This window comes from Pseudomonas sp. PvP089 (assembly GCF_017875165.1).
GTDB classification, from domain to species: Bacteria; Pseudomonadota; Gammaproteobacteria; order Pseudomonadales; family Pseudomonadaceae; genus Aquipseudomonas; species Aquipseudomonas fortuita.
Window position 1 is genome coordinate 4,680,614 of record NZ_JAGGME010000001.1, and the last position, 15,977, is coordinate 4,696,590.

Annotated in this window: 11 protein-coding genes and 1 pseudogene; 3 read left to right on the forward strand and 9 right to left on the reverse strand. The window is 63.5% G+C overall.

Features of this window, described 5'->3' with window-relative positions; all coding sequences use genetic code 11:
* Window positions 1-423: 423 nt before the first annotated feature.
* Window positions 424-666 (reverse strand): annotated as a pseudogene (locus J3A71_RS31525) (RHS repeat-associated core domain-containing protein); the annotation flags it as partial.
* A gap of 379 nt (window positions 667-1,045) precedes the next feature.
* Here J3A71_RS31525 and J3A71_RS21355 point away from each other — a divergent pair.
* The 3 genes from J3A71_RS21355 to J3A71_RS21365 are packed head-to-tail and all read left to right on the forward strand — an operon-like array spanning window position 1,046 to window position 6,515.
* Complete coding sequence (locus J3A71_RS21355; protein ID WP_016485549.1) at window positions 1,046-2,284, forward strand: exonuclease SbcCD subunit D C-terminal domain-containing protein; 1,239 nt, start codon at window positions 1,046-1,048, stop codon at window positions 2,282-2,284.
* Entirely contained in the window at window positions 2,281-5,925 is a 3,645-nt protein-coding gene (locus J3A71_RS21360; protein ID WP_209953225.1) for an SbcC/MukB-like Walker B domain-containing protein, read from the forward strand. Before J3A71_RS21355 ends, J3A71_RS21360 begins: the two co-directional genes overlap by 4 nt.
* A complete protein-coding gene (locus J3A71_RS21365) occupies window positions 5,922-6,515 on the forward strand; it encodes a glutathione S-transferase (RefSeq protein WP_060519113.1) in 594 nt (197 codons plus the stop codon). The genes J3A71_RS21360 and J3A71_RS21365 overlap by 4 nt, the downstream gene beginning before the upstream one ends.
* Window positions 6,516-6,678: 163 nt before the next feature.
* On the opposite strand, the gene J3A71_RS21370 is transcribed toward J3A71_RS21365, so the two are convergent.
* The 8 genes from J3A71_RS21370 to J3A71_RS21405 all read right to left on the reverse strand — a co-directional run bounded on the left by J3A71_RS21370 (window position 6,679) and on the right by J3A71_RS21405 (window position 15,967).
* Complete coding sequence (locus J3A71_RS21370) at window positions 6,679-6,858, reverse strand: hypothetical protein (RefSeq protein ID WP_016485546.1); 180 nt, start codon at window positions 6,856-6,858, stop codon at window positions 6,679-6,681.
* 122 nt (window positions 6,859-6,980) lie between these two features.
* Window positions 6,981-8,111, reverse strand: a complete 1,131-nt coding sequence (locus J3A71_RS21375) for a lactonase family protein (protein ID WP_024717868.1) — start codon at window positions 8,109-8,111, stop codon at window positions 6,981-6,983.
* Window positions 8,077-8,367 carry a DUF5629 family protein gene (locus tag J3A71_RS21380; protein WP_016485544.1) on the reverse strand — a complete coding sequence of 97 codons (291 nt, stop codon included), beginning with the start codon at window positions 8,365-8,367 and terminating at the stop codon, window positions 8,077-8,079. Before J3A71_RS21380 ends, J3A71_RS21375 begins: the two co-directional genes overlap by 35 nt.
* Before the next feature lie 150 nt (window positions 8,368-8,517).
* Window positions 8,518-10,893, reverse strand: coding sequence for an RND family transporter (locus J3A71_RS21385; RefSeq protein WP_033731806.1), 2,376 nt, complete (start codon window positions 10,891-10,893; stop codon window positions 8,518-8,520).
* Between the two features lie 20 nt (window positions 10,894-10,913).
* Window positions 10,914-11,942 carry a YCF48-related protein gene (locus J3A71_RS21390; protein WP_023048020.1) on the reverse strand — a complete coding sequence of 343 codons (1,029 nt, stop codon included), beginning with the start codon at window positions 11,940-11,942 and terminating at the stop codon, window positions 10,914-10,916.
* A 266-nt stretch (window positions 11,943-12,208) separates the two neighbouring features.
* Window positions 12,209-14,866 carry an aminopeptidase N gene (gene pepN, locus J3A71_RS21395; protein WP_016485541.1) on the reverse strand — a complete coding sequence of 886 codons (2,658 nt, stop codon included), beginning with the start codon at window positions 14,864-14,866 and terminating at the stop codon, window positions 12,209-12,211.
* A 13-nt stretch (window positions 14,867-14,879) separates the two neighbouring features.
* The gene (locus J3A71_RS21400) at window positions 14,880-15,710 is read right to left on the reverse strand and encodes a DUF2797 domain-containing protein (RefSeq protein ID WP_016485540.1); all 831 of its coding nucleotides are present in this window, start codon (window positions 15,708-15,710) and stop codon (window positions 14,880-14,882) included.
* Window positions 15,707-15,967 (reverse strand): DUF1315 family protein, encoded by a 261-nt coding sequence (locus tag J3A71_RS21405; RefSeq protein WP_209953227.1) that lies wholly within the window; start codon window positions 15,965-15,967, stop codon window positions 15,707-15,709. Before J3A71_RS21405 ends, J3A71_RS21400 begins: the two co-directional genes overlap by 4 nt.
* Window positions 15,968-15,977 lie beyond the last annotated feature (10 nt).

Genomic DNA, 15,977 nt, shown 5'->3' on the forward strand with positions numbered 1-15,977 from the left:
AGCTGTCTGCGAGGGTGGTTCTGCGATCGACTCGGCAGGACCAAACCTGGGGGGGAACGGATCATTCGAATTCAACAGTCCGTGGATCATTGGCGTTGCACTCGACACCTTGCTTTGTAATTCAATCGTTTGCGGCGAAGGACCTTTCTTGACCTGCCTGGATGCCAACTTATTGATCAGCAGCATTTGCTGATCGTGGAGCTGGCTTTGCGTTGTCCTGGGATTTGAAAGTTTGTTTTCGATCATTTGCCAGCCGAGCGTGTTGTACTTCTGAACCAGCCGCTCCGCAGGCAGCGCCTGCATTTTTTTTGCGGGATCAAGTTTGATCCGGATAGGGCGGCGTGTAACAACGTTGCGTTCAAATCCTTGCCCGGTGGGATCACGTTTGCTCCGGATAGGCCGGCGTGTAACAACGTTGCGTTCAAATCCATGCCCGGTGGGATCCCGCCGGTTCACAGGCTCATTCGAGCAATAGGCATAACTGTTCAGTCCCCCCTCCCCAAATGGGCTGAGGCTATCCGGTGAGTGGAAGCGCATCAGAACCGGGCTAAACGCTCGATACCCATTGCCCAGCAGGTAACTCGCCAACTCGACGGCCAGCCGCTCACCATTGAAGCCGAGTACTGTGGTGTTCGATGGCCGTTCGGAGTACCCGTATGCCGTATAGACCTGCGTCAAGGTTGCCATCGCCTAGCCTCATGCAAGTGAGCCAGTTGCAGTCTGCCCGAGCACAATTTTTCAGTCATGAACAACGGCACTGCAACTGGCAAAAATGCCAGGCGAGCGCGGCCCTTGTGGGAGCGGCCTTGCGTCGCGAAAGGGGTGCGCAGCGCCCCAGGATACTTGCATCATCGCAAGATTGCCGGGGTCGCTGTGCGGCCCTATCGCGACGCAGGGCCGCTCCCACAGATACAGCGCATGCATTGAGCCTTGTGCAATACCTGTGCGCGCTGGCTGCCCGCGATTGGGCCGCACAGCGACCCCATCCCTGGGTTACCATACCGCCCTTTCCCCGCTTGCCCGACTCGACACCAACAGGTCATCCATGCGTCTGTTTCATACCTCCGACTGGCACCTGGGCCAAAGCCTGCACGGCCAGGAACGCGACTTCGAACACGCCTGCTTCCTCGACTGGCTGCTCGGCCAGCTGCGCCTGCGCCAGCCGGATGCGCTGCTGATTGCCGGCGACATCTTCGACACGGTCAACCCGCCGGTCAAAGCCCAGGAGCGCCTCTACGACTTCATCGTCCAGGCCCATGAGCAACAGCCCAAGCTGGACATCGTGATGATCGCCGGCAACCACGACTCCGGCTCGCGCATCGAGCTGCCCGCCGCATTGATGCGCCGTCTGCGCACCCATGCCCTGGGCCGTGTGCACTGGCTGGATGAAGGCCAGCTGGATGCCGAGCGCCTGTTGATCCCGTTGACCAACGGCCGCGGCAAGGTCGCCGCCTGGTGCCTGGCCCTGCCCTTCCTGCGCCCGGCCGAGGTCACCGGCCCGAACCTGGGCGACGACTATCTGCAAGGCATCACCCAGGTGCACCAGCAACTGATCGCCGCCGCGCAGAAAAAGCGCAAGAAAGACCAGGCGCTGATCGCCATCAGCCATGCGCACATGGCCGGTGGCTCGGTGTCGGAGGACTCGGAGCGCAGCCTGATCATCGGCAACGCCGAGGCACTGCCGGCCAAGCTGTTCGACAAGGCCATCAGCTATGTCGCCCTGGGCCACCTGCACAAGCCGCAGAAGGTCAACCGCGAAGAACGCCTCCGCTACAGCGGCTCGCCGATCCCGCTGTCGTTCGCCGAAATCAACTACCCGCACCAGGTGCTGGAAGTGGAGCTGGACGGCACCGACCTGGTCAGCGTCGAACCGCGCCCGGTACCGCGCGCGGTGGCCCTGCAACGGGTCGGCCCGGCGCCGCTGGGCGAACTGCTGCAACAACTGGCCGACCTGCCCGTGATCGACCTGCTCGAAGACCCCAACCGCCAGCCCTGGCTGGAGGTGCGGGTGATACTGGACGAGCCGCAACCCGACCTGCGCCAGCAGATTGAAACTGCGTTGGAAGGCAAGGCCGTGCGGCTGATCCGCATCAGCGCCGAATACGCCGGCCGCAATAACGCCGAAGACGATGACCTGGCCTTTGTCGAGCTTTCCCAGATGACCCCGCAGGACCTGTTCAGCCGCGCCTGGGAGCAGGCTTATGGCAACCCCGCAGATGAGCAGGCGCTGGCCGACTTTGCCCTGCTGTTGCAGGACGTGCAGCAGGAAGAGGAGCAGCCATGAAGATTCTCGCCATTCGCTTGAAGAACCTGGCATCGCTGGCCGGCCCGGTCGAAATCGACTTTACCGCCGAGCCGCTGGCCAGCGCTGGCCTGTTTGCCATCACCGGGCCCACCGGGGCGGGCAAGAGCACGCTGCTCGACGCCCTGTGCCTGGCGTTGTTTGGCACGGTGCCACGCCTGAACGACATTGGCCGCGAGGCCAAGGTGCCCGACGCCGATGGCGAAATCCCCACCTACGACCCGCGCAACCTGCTGCGCCGGGGCACCGGCAGTGGCTTCGCCGAGGTCGATTTCATCGGTATCGACGGCCGCCGCTACCGCGCCCGCTGGGAAGCCAACCGCGCCCGCGACAAGGCCAATGGCAAGCTGCAACACAGCCGCCAGAGCTTCTACGACCTGGACAGCGAACAGGTGCTGGGCAGCGGCAAGAACGAATACAAGCAACTGGTCGAAGCCCGCCTGGGCCTGAACTTCGAGCAGTTCACCCGTGCGGTGATGCTGGCTCAAAGCGAGTTCGGGGCCTTCCTCAAGGCTGACGACAAAGAGCGCAGCGAGCTGCTGGAAAAGCTCACCAACACCACCATCTACACCCGCCTGGGCCAGCGTGCCTTCAGCAAGGCCCGTGAAGCCGCCGAGGCCCACAACGCCCTCAAGGACCGCGCCAGCCACCTGTTACCAATGGCCGCCGAAGCCCGCACCGAACTGGACCAGCGCCTGGAGCAGGCGCAGCAGCAGTTCAAGGCCGACCAGGCCGGCGAGCGCCAACTGGAGCAGCAACGCAACTGGCTGAATGAGCAACGCCAGCTGCAGGCCCAGCATGCCGAAGCCGGCACCGCGCTGCAGGCCGCCGAACACAGCTGGCAGCAACTGGCCGAACCCCGCCTGGACCTCGTTCGGCTGGAACGCCTTGCCCCGCAGCGCCACCAGTTCCACCGCCAGCAGGCGCTGGCTGCGCAACTGGCACCCATGGCCGCGAAGATCGCTGAGCAACAGCAACAGCAAACCGAGCTGCAACTGCGCACCCTCGAGCTCGAACAGGCGCTGAGCGCCGCACGCCAAGCGCTTGCCGAGCGCCAGGCCCGGCACAGCGAGGACGCACCACGCCTGCGTCAGGCCTTTGCCGCCCAGGACAACGTGGCCCGCCTGGGCCAGGAGCTGGCCGCGCAGCGCAGCACCGGCCAACAGGCTGAACAACAGGTCGCCGAGGGCCAGCAGCAGGTGCAGCAGCTGGAAGCCAACCAGCAGCGCAGCCTGCAGCAACTGGCCAACATCGACACCGCACTGGCCGACAGCCAGCACCTGGCGGGCCTGGCCGATGCCTGGCACGCCTATCTGCCGCAGCTCAAGCAGGTGATGCTGATTGGTGGCCGCCTGGCCAAAGGCCGTGATGAACTGCCCGGCCTGCAGGCCCAGGCCAGCCAGGCCAATGCTCACTTGCAGGCCGAGCGCGACGCCTATGACCTGCTATTCCGTGAAGCCAAGGCCGAACCGCAGGCCCTTGCCGAACAAATCGACCTGCTCGGTGGCATGCTGCAGGACAACCGCAAGCAACAGCGCGCCGTCGAGGAGCTGTCGCGCCTGCATGGCCGTGAACAAGACCTGCGCCAGCAGCTGGATGCCATGCGCGAACGGCAGCAGCAGGCCATGCAGCAACGCCAGCAACTGATTACCGAAGGCACCGCCGCCAAGGCCGAGCTGGAAGCGGCCGAGCAAGCGCTGACCCTCACCCGCCAGTTGCTGGAACGCCAGCGCCTGGCGCGCAACACCAGCGTCGAAGAACTGCGTGGCCAGCTGCGCGACGGCGAACCCTGCCCCGTGTGTGGCAGCGCCGAGCACCCGTTTCATCAGCCCGAAGCGCTGCTGCAGAGCCTGGGTCGCCATGACCAGGCCGAAGAAGAGGCCGCGCAGAAGCAGGTCGAAACCCTCAACGGCAAGCTGGTGGAACTGCGTACCCAGCTGGGCGTGGTGAATGCCCAGCTCAAGGACTACCAACAGCAACTGCAACAATTGGGCGAACAGCTGCAACCGCTGGTGGCCCAGGTACAGGCGCACAGCCTGTGGCCGGCCCTCGCCCCGCAGGACGACAAGGCCCGCAGCACCTGGCTCGACAGCCAGTTGCGGCGCCTGGATGAAGAAATCGGCCAGGACGAGAAGCGCCAGAGCGCCCTGCTCGCCCTGCAAAAAGATGCCGCCCGCCTCAACCAGCAATTGCAGGCTGCCCACGACTCCCAGCAGCAGGCCCAGCGTCATCTGGAGCAACAGCACCAGGCCCTGGCCAACGATGAGCAGCAGTTGCAGCAGGGGCTGAGCGACCTCGCTGGCGTATTGCCCGAGCAAGCCCTCAAGGCCCTCAACGAAGACCCGGCAAATGCCTTCCTCGCCCTCGACCAGCAGATTGCCCAGCGCCTCCAGCAACTGGAGCAGCGCAAGGACGAACTGGAAGAACAACAAGCCCGTCAGGCACAGCTGGACAAGTTGCACGACCAGCAACAGGCGCGCGTGCAAGGGCTGCAGCAGTTGCAGCAGAAACTGGCCGTCCTCGAAGAACAACGCCAGCAGGCCCAGGCCTCACTCGGCGAACTGCTGGGTGAGCACAGCAGTGCAGAAGCCTGGCAGCAGCACATGAACAGCACGCTGGAGCAAGCCCGCGCCCTGGACGCCGACACCGCCCAGCGCCTGCAAGACCTGCGCACCCAGGGTGTGCAACTGGCCAGTGAACTCAAGGCCAACGTCCAGCAGCAGCAAGCGCTGGACGCCGAGTGCCAGCAGTTGCAGGGCCAGATTGCCCAGTGGCGCAGCGAGCACCCGGAACTGGATGACGCCGGCCTGGATCGCCTGCTGGCCATGGATGACGCGCACGTCAATGAACTGCGCCAGCGCCTGCAAAACGCCGAAAAAGCCATCGAACAGGGCCGTGTGCTGCTGCAGGAGCGCGAACAACGCCTGCAACAACACGCCACGCAAATGACCGTGGACACCTCGGCCGAAGCCCTGGAGCACGCCCTGACCGGGCTGCGCGCGCGCCTGGCCAGCCACGAGCAGCAGTGCGCCGAACTGCGCGCGCAACAGGCCGACGACCAACGTCGCCAGCAGGCACACCAGGCGTTGGCGGCAGAAATCGAACAGGCCCATCAGCAATGGCAACGCTGGGGGCGCCTGAACGCTTTGATCGGTTCAGCCTCGGGCGATGTGTTCCGCAAGATCGCCCAGGGTTACAACCTCGATCTGCTGCTGCACCACGCCAACACCCAGTTGCGCCAGCTCGCCCGCCGCTACCGCCTCAAGCGTGGCGGAAGCGCCTTGGGCCTGCTGGTGCTGGACACCGAGATGGGCGACGAACTGCGCTCGGTGCATTCGCTGTCGGGCGGGGAAACCTTCCTGGTCTCACTGGCCCTGGCCCTGGGCCTGGCCTCGATGGCCTCCAGCACCCTGCGCATCGAATCGCTGTTCATCGACGAAGGCTTCGGCAGCCTCGACCCCGAGTCGCTGCAACTGGCCATGGACGCACTCGACGGCTTGCAGGCCCAAGGCCGCAAGGTGGCGGTGATCTCCCACGTGCAGGAAATGCACGAGCGTATCCCGGTGCAAATCCAGGTGCGCCGCCAGGGCAATGGCCTGAGTGACGTGGAGGTATGCGGGTGATCCTCTACTCGTTCCGCCGCTGCCCCTGGGCCATGCGCGCGCGCCTGGCCTTGCGCTATGCCGGGTGCGCGGTGGAAATCTGTGAGGTGGCGATGAAGAACAAGCCGGCAGCACTGCTGGCCTTGTCGCCCAAGGGCACGGTACCGGTGCTGGATACCGGTGCCGGGGTACTGGAAGAAAGCCTGGACATCATGCGCTGGGCGCTGACGCAAAACGACCCGCAGGACTGGCAGCTACAGGCTGACCCTGCGGCGGCGCAGCAGGCTGAAGCGCTGATTGCGCGCAACGACAGCACGTTCAAGGCCCAGGTGAACCTGTACAAGTATGCCGAGCGTTACCCGCAGCATTCCCGCGAGCATTACCGCCAGCAGGCCGAGGCCTGGCTGGCGGAGCTCGAAGGCCTGCTGGCCGGCCGGCCCTACCTGCTGGCCGACCACCCGAGCATTGCCGATGCCGCGTTGCTACCCCTGATGCGCCAGTTTGCCGGGGTCGAACCGCAGTGGTTCGCCGAGGCGGCTTATCCGCGGGTGCGGAGCTGGCTGGAGGGGTGGCTGGCTTCGGAGCTGTTCAGGTCAGTCATGGCCAAATGAACAGCTCTCAGCTTTACACGGTCCCCTGTGGGAGCGGCCTTGTGTCGCGAAAGGGCCGCACAGCGGCCCCAGCATTCTTAGAGTAAACCGCTCAAATCCTGGGGGCGCTGTGCGCCCCTTTCGCGACACAAGGCCGCTCCCACAGGGGCCGCAGCAGGCTGGCTCAGTGGTGCTGCTTGGCACTCAAGGCCGCATGGAAGTTGGCACTCTGGCGCAGGTACTGCTCGGTGTAGCTGTGGGTGGCAGAGGCCTTGCCGCTGCTGTCGGCATGGGCATGCGCCGGCAGTACGACCGATGCGGAAATGGCGGATGCGGCAATAACCGGGAAGAGATTGAAGTTCATCTGGGCTGACCTCGACGGCGGTGGTTTGACGGTGGCCCACTTGGGCCTTGGGTCAAACTTACGCCGCCGAGGCCGCACGCAAAAATTCATTGCGCCAGTATCGATTATCACGCCAATCGATATCACTCGATGAACTTGAGGTCCGAGGGTGCATCCTGCTGCAGCGTCTGCACCGTCTCCAGCAGCTTGCCGCTGCGCGGATCGCGACGCATCACCACGATCTGGTTGCTCTTCTGGTTGGCCACCAGCAGGAAGTTGTCACTCGGGTCCAGGGCAAATTCCCTGGGGTGATCGCCTTCCACCGAACGACGCTGCAGGAAGGTCAACTGGCCATCGTCCTTGCTCACGCCAAACACCACAATCTCGTTAGCCGTGCCGCGGTTGCTCACGTACAGGAAACGCCCGTCCGCCGACAGGTGCAAGCCACCCGCCGCCTTGGCTGCTGCCTCCTGGTGCTCGGTCAGGGGCAAGCGCTGGCGTTCGACCAGGTTGCCGTCCTGCACATCGAACATCACCACCTCGGCGTTCATTTCCAGGGTGAGGTAGGCATGGCGGCCTTTGGCATCGAACAGCAGGTGACGCGGCCCGCTGCCCGGCGGCAAAGCCACGGACGCCGGTATCGCCGCTGTCAGCGGGTGGTCCGCACTGGCGCCGTCGTACCGGTAGATGAACACCTTGTCGGCACCCAGGTCGCTGGCATACAGGTGCTGGCCATCAGGCGACAGCACCAGCGAATGCACATGGGCACCGGCCTGGCGCTCAGGGTTTACCCCGCTGGCCTGGTGTCGGGCCTGCTGCACCACGGGCTTGAGCTTGCCGTCCCTGGCCACCGGAATCACCACCAGGCTGCCACCGGGGTCGGGCTTGACCGCATAGTTGGCCACGAACAGGTAGCGCTGGTCACGGCTGATGCTGGCGTGGGTTGGCTCGTCGCCCTCGGTGGCCACCTGGTTGAGCGGCTTGATTTCGCCTTTGCTGCTGATGCTGAAACTGCTGGCATGGCCCTGCGGGGTTTCATTCACCGCGAACAGCTGACGCTGGTCGGCCGACAACACCAGCCACGAAGGGCTGACGCTCTTCACCACCTGCAAGGGCGTGGGGTCAATATGGCCGACCTTGTCGTCGAATTGATAGCGGTAGATGCCTTGGCTGGCACCATCGGTATAACTGCCCACCAGCAAGGTAGCGGCGTGGGCGTGGATTGTCAGGCTCATCAGGCTAGCGGTCAGCAGGTTCGTCCAGATCCGGTTCATCTTGGTCTTCATCCGGGGCGCGAAAGGCACTCATACAGACTAGCCGATGCTCGCCGTTGGCATCGTTGAGTTGCCATTCATCACCGGTGGCGATAGCGGCGGCGACCTGATCAGGGGTGAAGGACCAGCGGCGCAGCTGGCGGCCGTCCATGCATTCGACGGTGAGGCCGGATGCGTCGGCGGTGAAATCGAAGGCGTGCAGGCCGTCGATCAGGAGCATGTCGCAGGACTGCAGGGCGGTGGCGAGGGGGGACATGGGGGTACCTGTGGGAAATATGGCGGCATTATAACCCTGGGGCTGCTTTGCAGCCCATTCGCAGCACAAGGCTGCTTCTACAGGGGATCGCGTAACCCTTGCAGGAGCAGCCTTGTGCTGCGAATGGGCCGCAAAGCGGCCCCTTGCGATTCAATGGGCGAAAATGGACCCACCTTCCTTGCCCACCATCTTCTCCGGCTTGATCAGGAACCGTGCCAGCGCCGGCAGCAGCCACAGCGCGCCAAACATGTTCCACAGCAGCATGAAGGTCAGCATCAACCCCATGTCGGCCTGGAACTTGATTGCCGAGAAGATCCAGGTGCACACGCCGATGGCCAGGCACAAACCAGTGAACAACACGGCTTTACCCGTCGAACGCAGGGTCTGGTAATAGGCTTCCTGCAACGGCAACCCGGCACGCAGGAAGCTTTCCAGCCGGCTGTAGATGTAGATGCCGTAATCCACGCCAATCCCCACACCCAGCGCCACCACCGGCAAGGTCGCTACCTTCACCCCGATGCCCATGTAGGCCATCAGTGCATTGCCCAGCACCGAGGTCAGTACCAGCGGCAGGACGATGCACAGGGTGGCGGCGAATGAGCGGAAGGTGATCAGGCACATCACCGCCACACAGATGTACACCAGGATCAGGATAGTCAGCTCGGCCGACTTGATCACTTCGTTGGTCGCCGCCTCGATCCCGGCGTTGCCCGCCGCCAGCAGGAACTGCAGGCCTTCCTTGTTGTGGCTGTCGGCAAACGCCTTGGCCACGGCGGTCACCCGCTCCAGGGTCTCGGCCTTGTGGTCGTTGAGAAACACCAGCACCGGCGCCAGCGAGCAGTCACCGTTGTACAGGCCGTCGGCACGGGCGATGGAGTTGTTGAGGATGTCCGGGTTACGCGACAGGGTTTCCCATTTCAGGCTGCCCTCGTTCATGCCCTTGATCACCTGCTTGGACACGGTCACCAGGGAAATCGCCGACTGCACACCCGGGGTGTTCTGCATGGTCCACATCAGCTCGTCGATAGGCGCCATGGTCGCGTGGACCGAGCACTGCTCGGGCGGGGTTTTGACCATGATCACCAGCACGTCGGAGCTGGTCGAGTAGTTGCTGATGATGAAGCTGTTGTCCTGGTTGTAGCGCGAGTCAGGGCGCAGCTCCGGCGCGCCTTGGTCGAGGTCGCCGATCTTCAGGTTCTGGCTGTACCACAGCCCACCGGCGAAGGCGACCAGCGCCAGGGTGACAGACACCGGCGCCACCTTGGCACTGGCAAAATTCGATAGCAGGCGCCAGAAGGGGTGCTCGCGGGTCGCGTCCTTCTTGCTGCGCTCGATGGCCTTCTTGCTGATGCCGACATAGGAAATGGCCACTGGCAGCAGGATCAGGTTGGTGAACACGATCACCGCCACGCCGATGGAGGCGCCGATGGCCAATTCGCGAATCACCCCGATATCGATGATCAACAGAGTGATGAAGCCCACCGCGTCGGCAAGGATGGCGATCATCCCCGGCAGGAACAGCTGGCGGAAGGTGCGCCGGGCCGCCGTGAGGGCGTTGTCAGCGTCACTCGACTGCAAGGCGATGCCGTTGATCTTCTGCACCCCGTGGGAAATGCCGATGGCGAAGATCAGGAACGGCACCAGCATCGAGTATGGGTCCAGCCCAAAGCCCACCGCATGCATCAGCCCCAGCTGCCAGACCACCGCCACCAAGGTAGTGATGAGCACGGCGATGGTGCTGCGTATGCACCAGGTGAACCAGTACAACAGCACCCAGGTAATGGCCAGGGCGACGCCGAAGAACATCGCCACCATCACCAGGCCATCGATCAGGTCACCGACCTTCTTGGCGAAGCCGACAATGTGGATTTTCACATTGGGGTTCTGCGCCTGGAACTTGTCGCGGATCTTCTCTTCCAGCAGGTGCGAGAACTGCTGGTAGTCCAGCTTCACCTGCTTGCCTGGGTCCTGCGGGTCGGGGTAGCTCTCCAGCAGCGGCACGTCGACGATGCTCGACTTGAAGTTGTTACCCACCAGGCGCCCCACCTGGCCGGACTTGAGCACGTTGTCGCGCAGGGTGTCGAGGCTGTCCTGCGAACCGTTGTAGGTGTTGGGGATCACCTCGCCACCGGAAAAGCCCTCCTCGGTTACCTCGCTCCAGCGCACGCTGGGGCTCCACAGTGACTTCAGCCCGGCACGGTCGACGCCGGGGATGTAGAACACCTCGTCATGGACCTGGCGCAGGGTCTCCATGTAGTCCTTGTCGAAGATGTCGCCATTCACCGCCTCCACCGAAATGCGCACGGTGTTACCCAGGTTGGCGAGGTCGTTACGGTGCTCCATCATCTGCTCGATGAACGGGTGCTGCAGCGGGATCATCTTCTCGAAACTGGTGGACGGGCGAATCTGCGTCGCCTGCCAGAACAGGAAAATGCTCACCAGCACACACAGGGCGATGACCACGGGGCGGTTGTTGAAGATCAGGCGCTCAAGCAGCGTGGCCTTGTCCTGGTGGTGCGGGTGCATGGTAATGCTCTCCCTGCTGGTCATCGGCTCACCCCTTCGGCACCCTGGGCATCCGCCAGGTGTACGCCGCCCTGCCCCACCAGCAGCAGGCCGCCATTGGCCAGGCCGCTGACGCCAGCCAGGGCGATGCGGTCGGCGCGGTTGTACACGCTGAAGGTCTGGCCGCCATCGGTACTGCGCAGCACACTGCCGCCGTTGCCGACCAGCACCAAGGTGCCATCATCGAGAAGCGTAGCGCTTGCCAGGCCGAATTCGAGGTTGCCGCGCGCGACCTTGAGTTCGATCGGCTGCCAGCTGTCACCAAAATCGGTGGAACGGAACAGGTTGCCGCGCAGGCCGTAGGCCAGCAAGGCGTGCGACTGGGCGGTGCCGATCACACCGAACAGCGAGCCCTCGTAGGGGCCCTGCACCTTGGCCCAGGTCTGGCCGTTGTCGGCGGAGCGGAACATGCCGCCCTGCTCGCCTACGATGAACAGGCCGGCATCCCGCACACGGGCAATACCGTTCAGGTGTAACTGGTCAGGGTTGTCCAGGCGCTCGGCCACGTCCTGCCAGTGCTGCCCGCCGTCGGTGGTTTCCATCAAGGCGCCATAGGCCCCTACGGCAAAGCCGTGCTGCGCATCGAGGAAAGCGACATCGAGCAAGGGTGCTTCACGGGCGAGGTCTTCGAACTGCTTGGTCCAGGTTGCGCCGCCGTCGCTGCTGACGAGGATCTGCGCATCATGGCCGACCGCCCAGCCGCGCTTGTCATCGAGGAAGAACACGGCGGTGAGCAACTGCCGGGTGGGTACACGAGCCTGGGTCCAGGTATTGCCCTGGTCGTCGGAGAACAGAATATGGCCGCGATCACCCACCACCACCAGGCGCTTGCCGGCATGGGTGGCGCCGATCAGCAGGCTTTGGCTGGCCTTGGCAGATTCGGTGGAGTATTCGTCGGCAGCGGCGGCCTGGGCACTGTCAGCCCACACCCCCAATGCCAGTGCCAGCAATGCGCTGGCCGCCAATGGCCAGGCACCACGCCTGGCCGGCGCCCGTAGCTGTTCCCTCATGACTGCCCCCTTGTTGTGTTCTTGTTGGTGGGTCAATGCATTGCAGGTACTGCAAAAAGCCTGATCTAGAGGCCTGCAATAGCTTGAGGGGATCGTAGCGGGGATGTCTGCGCGATTACAACGGGCGGGGTGTTATGTTTTGTTGTCGGCCCAAAAAGCTTCGCGGGTAAACCCGCTCCCACAGGTGCTACACCGTCCATGAAAGCGGTGAAGTACCTGTGGGGGCGGGTTTACCCGCGAAGAGGCCGGCACTGACTACAGAAAACTCAAGCCAGGCTCTTGCTCACCACTTCATACACATCACTGGACAGCTCACCCGAAGCCAGAATCCGCTCCAGCTCGCCCCTCATCAGCGCCTGACGCGCATCGTCATATTTGCGCCAGCGGGTCAGCGGCGCCAGCTGACGCGAGGCGATCTGCGGGTTCAGCGCATTCAGCTCGATCACCAGGTCCGCGAGGAAGCGATAGCCCGAACCATCGGCGGCATGGAAGTTGATCAGGTTCTGCCCGGCAAAGGCCCCAATCAGCGCACGCACCTTGTTCGGGTTTTTCAGGGTGAACGCCGGGTGCTGCATCAACGCCTTGACCCGTGCCAACCCGCCCGGCAGTGTGCTGGCCGCCTGCACGCTGAACCACTGATCCATGACCAGCGGGTTGTCCTTGAAGTGCTCGGCAAAGGCTTCCAGGGCCTTGGCCCGCTCGGCTTCGAACGGCGAGTTGACCAGCACCGCCAAGGCCGTGAGGCGCTCGGTCATGTTGTCGCACTGATCGAATTGTTCCAGGGTCGCTTCCAGCACCTGCGGCTTGCCGCTCTGCATCAGGTACGACAGGGCAATGTTCTGCAGGCTACGGCGGGCGAAGTGCTCGGCAGAGGCCACGTAGGCGGTGCCGCGCGACACTTCACGGTGGGCCTGATAGCGCGCCCACAGGGCGTCGAACAGCTGCTCGGCGATCTGCTGGCGGGCGAACTCGCGGGCTGCGTGGATGGCGTCCACGTCGGCCACCTGGCTGATCTCGGTGAGGTACGCCTCGCCCGGCAACGAAAGCATTTCGGCAACCATGGCCGGGTCCAGCGACGCGTTACCCAGCACGGTGCCCAGGGCCGTGATCAGGCGCTGGTCGAGTTTCAGGGCTTCGCCGCGTTGATGCTGGCCGATCAGCTCCTGCAACACCTGTACCGACAGTTGCTGCCCCGCTTCCCAGCGGTTGAAACCGTCGCTGTCGTGCTGCATCAGGAACATCAGCTGGTCGCGGTTGTAGGGGAAGCTGAGCTTCACCGGTGCGCTGAAGCCGCGCAGCAGCGAGGGCAGCGGCTTGGCCTGGATACCCTCGAAGGTGAAGGTCTGCTCGCCCTCGGTCACCGACAGCACACGGCTGGTACCGCCAGCTGCCGGCTCACCGGCCAGACGCAGCGGCAGGTCATTGCCTTGAGCGTCCAGCAGGCCCAGCTCGACCGGGATCACGAACGGAAGCTTTTCGGCCTTGTCCGGGGTTTGCGGGCAGCTCTGGCGGAAGGTCAGGCTGTAGGTTTGTGCAACTGCGTCATAGCTTTCGCTCACGTCCAGACGCGGGGTACCGGCCTGGCTGTACCAGCGCTTGAACTGGGTGAAGTCCACACCGTTGGCGTCTTCCATGGCCTTGATGAAATCATCGGTGGTCACCGCTTGGCCATCGTGACGCTCGAAATACAGGTCGCTGCCCTTGCGGAAGCCGTCGGCGCCCAGCAGGGTACGGACCATGCGCACCACTTCGGCGCCCTTCTCGTACACCGTCAGGGTGTAGAAGTTGGAAATTTCGATGAAGCTGTCCGGGCGCACCGGGTGGGCCATGGGGCCAGCGTCTTCGGCGAACTGGTGGGTGCGCAGGTAGGCGACGTCTTCGATGCGCTTGACCGTGCGCGAGTTCATGTCGGCGCTGAACTCGGCATCGCGGAACACCGTGAAGCCTTCCTTGAGCGACAGCTGGAACCAGTCACGGCAGGTGACCCGGTTGCCCGACCAGTTGTGGAAGTACTCGTGGGCGACCACGCCTTCGACGCGCTGGTGCGCGGCATCGGTGGCGGTTTCGGCACGGGCCAGCACACAGCTGGAGTTGAAGATGTTCAGGCCCTTGTTTTCCATGGCGCCCATGTTGAAGTCGTTGACCGCGACGATCATGAAGATGTCCAGGTCATACTCACGGCCGTAGACTTCTTCGTCCCAACGCATGGACTTCTTCAGGCTGACCATGGCGTGGTCGCACTTGTCGAGGTTTTCGGGTTCGACATAGATGCGCAGCATCACATCACGGCCAGACTGACGCGTAAACGTGTCCTCGACGCACCACAGGTCCCCGGCCACCAGCGCGAACAGGTAAGCCGGTTTCTTGAACGGGTCTTCCCAGGTTGCCCAGTGGCGGCCATCCTCGGCCGGGCCGCTGCCCGTCGGGTTTCCGTTCGACAGCAATACCGGGTAACGATGCTGCTCGGCGATCACCGTGGTGGTGAAAGTGCTCATCACGTCCGGGCGGTCGAGGTAGTAGGTGATCTTGCGGAAGCCCTCGGCCTCGCACTGGGTGCAGAACATCTTGCCGGACTTGTACAGGCCTTCCAGCGCAGTGTTGCGCTCAGGGTGGATCTTCACGCTGGTGTCGAGGGTGAAGCGTTCGGCCTTGGGATGGACGGTCAGGCTGTCGGCATCGACCTGGTAGTCGCCCGACTGCAGTTCCTGGTCGTCCAGCGAGGCACGCAGCAGTTCCAGCTGCTGGCCGTCTAGCACCAAAGGCGGCAGGCCGGCACCGCGTGCCGGGTTGCGGCGCATGACCAGTTGCGCGTGGACCAGGGTGTGGTCCTCGAACAGCTCGAAAGTCAGGTGCGTCTCGTCGATCAGGTACTCGGGCGCCTGGTAATCCTTCAGGTAGATCACTTGCGGTTGTTCGGTACGCATGTGCAGGTCCTTTTTACTGGAGCACGGCCAACTGGTAGGCCGTGTACTTGCGAATATTGATCACCCCGGTGTCAAAGATCAGATACTGGCCCTTGATGCCCAGCAGCGTGCCTTCGGCCACCGGGTCCTTATCGAGGTTGAAGCTGACGATCTTTTTCGGGTAGGCCTCGACCGGGTAGTTCATCTGCACCACTTCGGCGTCGGGCAGCGGCTGAATCGCCTGCAGGCCAAAGCGCCCGTGCAGCTCGCGCAAGCCGTCGGCGCAGGCGTCGAAGATCTGCTCACGAATGGCGGGCAGGTCGAGCACCTCGGCATCGCCTTTGAGCAGCGTGCGCCAGTTGGTGCGGTCTGGCACCTGGCTGCGCAGTACATCTTCCACCAGGCCTGATTGCTGACGGGTGGCCACACGCATGATCGGCAGGGCCTGGCTGGCGCCCTGGTCGAGCCAGCGAGTGGGCAGCTGGGTGGCGCGGGTGATGCCGACCTTGATCCCCGACGAGTTGGCCAGGTAGACCACGTGGTCGGTCATGCAGAATTGTTCGCCCCACGACGGTTCGCGGCAGGTGCCGGCATCGTAGTGGCATTTTTCCGGGGCCATGATGCACAGGTCACACTGGGCCAGCTTGGTCATGCACGGGTAGCAGTAACCCTGGCTGAAACTGGTCTTGGTGCGCTTGCCGCAATGGCTGCAGTGAATGGCGCCGAGGTATTCCAGGCGCAGGCGCTGGCCGATCAGCGGGTTGACTGGCACCTGCGTGTCATCCAGCCGGAAGCTGTATTGCACCACGGGTGCCTGCAGGCTTACTGCCATCTTGCTCAACGAGCCACGAGCGAGTTCGATCAATGTACCGAGTCCGACTTGAACAGAATGTTGGCGATCGGCGCAGACTTCGATGCGCATTCCTGCGGGCCCATGTAGCCGGTGCGCTGCTCTTCGGGCAGGTTTTTCATCTCCCAGGCGATGACCGCCTGCAGCGACTGCTCTTTCTGCTCGGCCGTGAGCTTGCGGCCATCCGACCATTTGCCGATTTCCACGGCCAGTTTCAGGCTTTCGTAGATTTCCGGGGTGATGTTTTCAATCATTTGCGCGAAAGTGGACATAGTGTCTCCT

Excerpts from the sequence above, each read along its gene's own strand:
- J3A71_RS21405 (WP_209953227.1), bottom strand. The coding sequence starts at position 15,967 with ATGTCCACTTTCGCGCAAATGATTGAAAACATCACCCCGGAAATCTAC.
- J3A71_RS21370 (WP_016485546.1), bottom strand. The coding sequence starts at position 6,858 with ATGAACTTCAATCTCTTCCCGGTTATTGCCGCATCCGCCATTTCCGCA.
- J3A71_RS21360 (WP_209953225.1), top strand. The coding sequence starts at position 2,281 with ATGAAGATTCTCGCCATTCGCTTGAAGAACCTGGCATCGCTGGCCGGC.
- pepN (WP_016485541.1), bottom strand. The coding sequence starts at position 14,866 with ATGCGTACCGAACAACCGCAAGTGATCTACCTGAAGGATTACCAGGCG.
- J3A71_RS21355 (WP_016485549.1), top strand. The coding sequence starts at position 1,046 with ATGCGTCTGTTTCATACCTCCGACTGGCACCTGGGCCAAAGCCTGCAC.
- J3A71_RS21385 (WP_033731806.1), bottom strand. The coding sequence starts at position 10,893 with ATGCACCCGCACCACCAGGACAAGGCCACGCTGCTTGAGCGCCTGATC.
- J3A71_RS21380 (WP_016485544.1), bottom strand. The coding sequence starts at position 8,367 with ATGTCCCCCCTCGCCACCGCCCTGCAGTCCTGCGACATGCTCCTGATC.
- J3A71_RS21375 (WP_024717868.1), bottom strand. The coding sequence starts at position 8,111 with ATGAACCGGATCTGGACGAACCTGCTGACCGCTAGCCTGATGAGCCTG.
- J3A71_RS21390 (WP_023048020.1), bottom strand. The coding sequence starts at position 11,942 with ATGAGGGAACAGCTACGGGCGCCGGCCAGGCGTGGTGCCTGGCCATTG.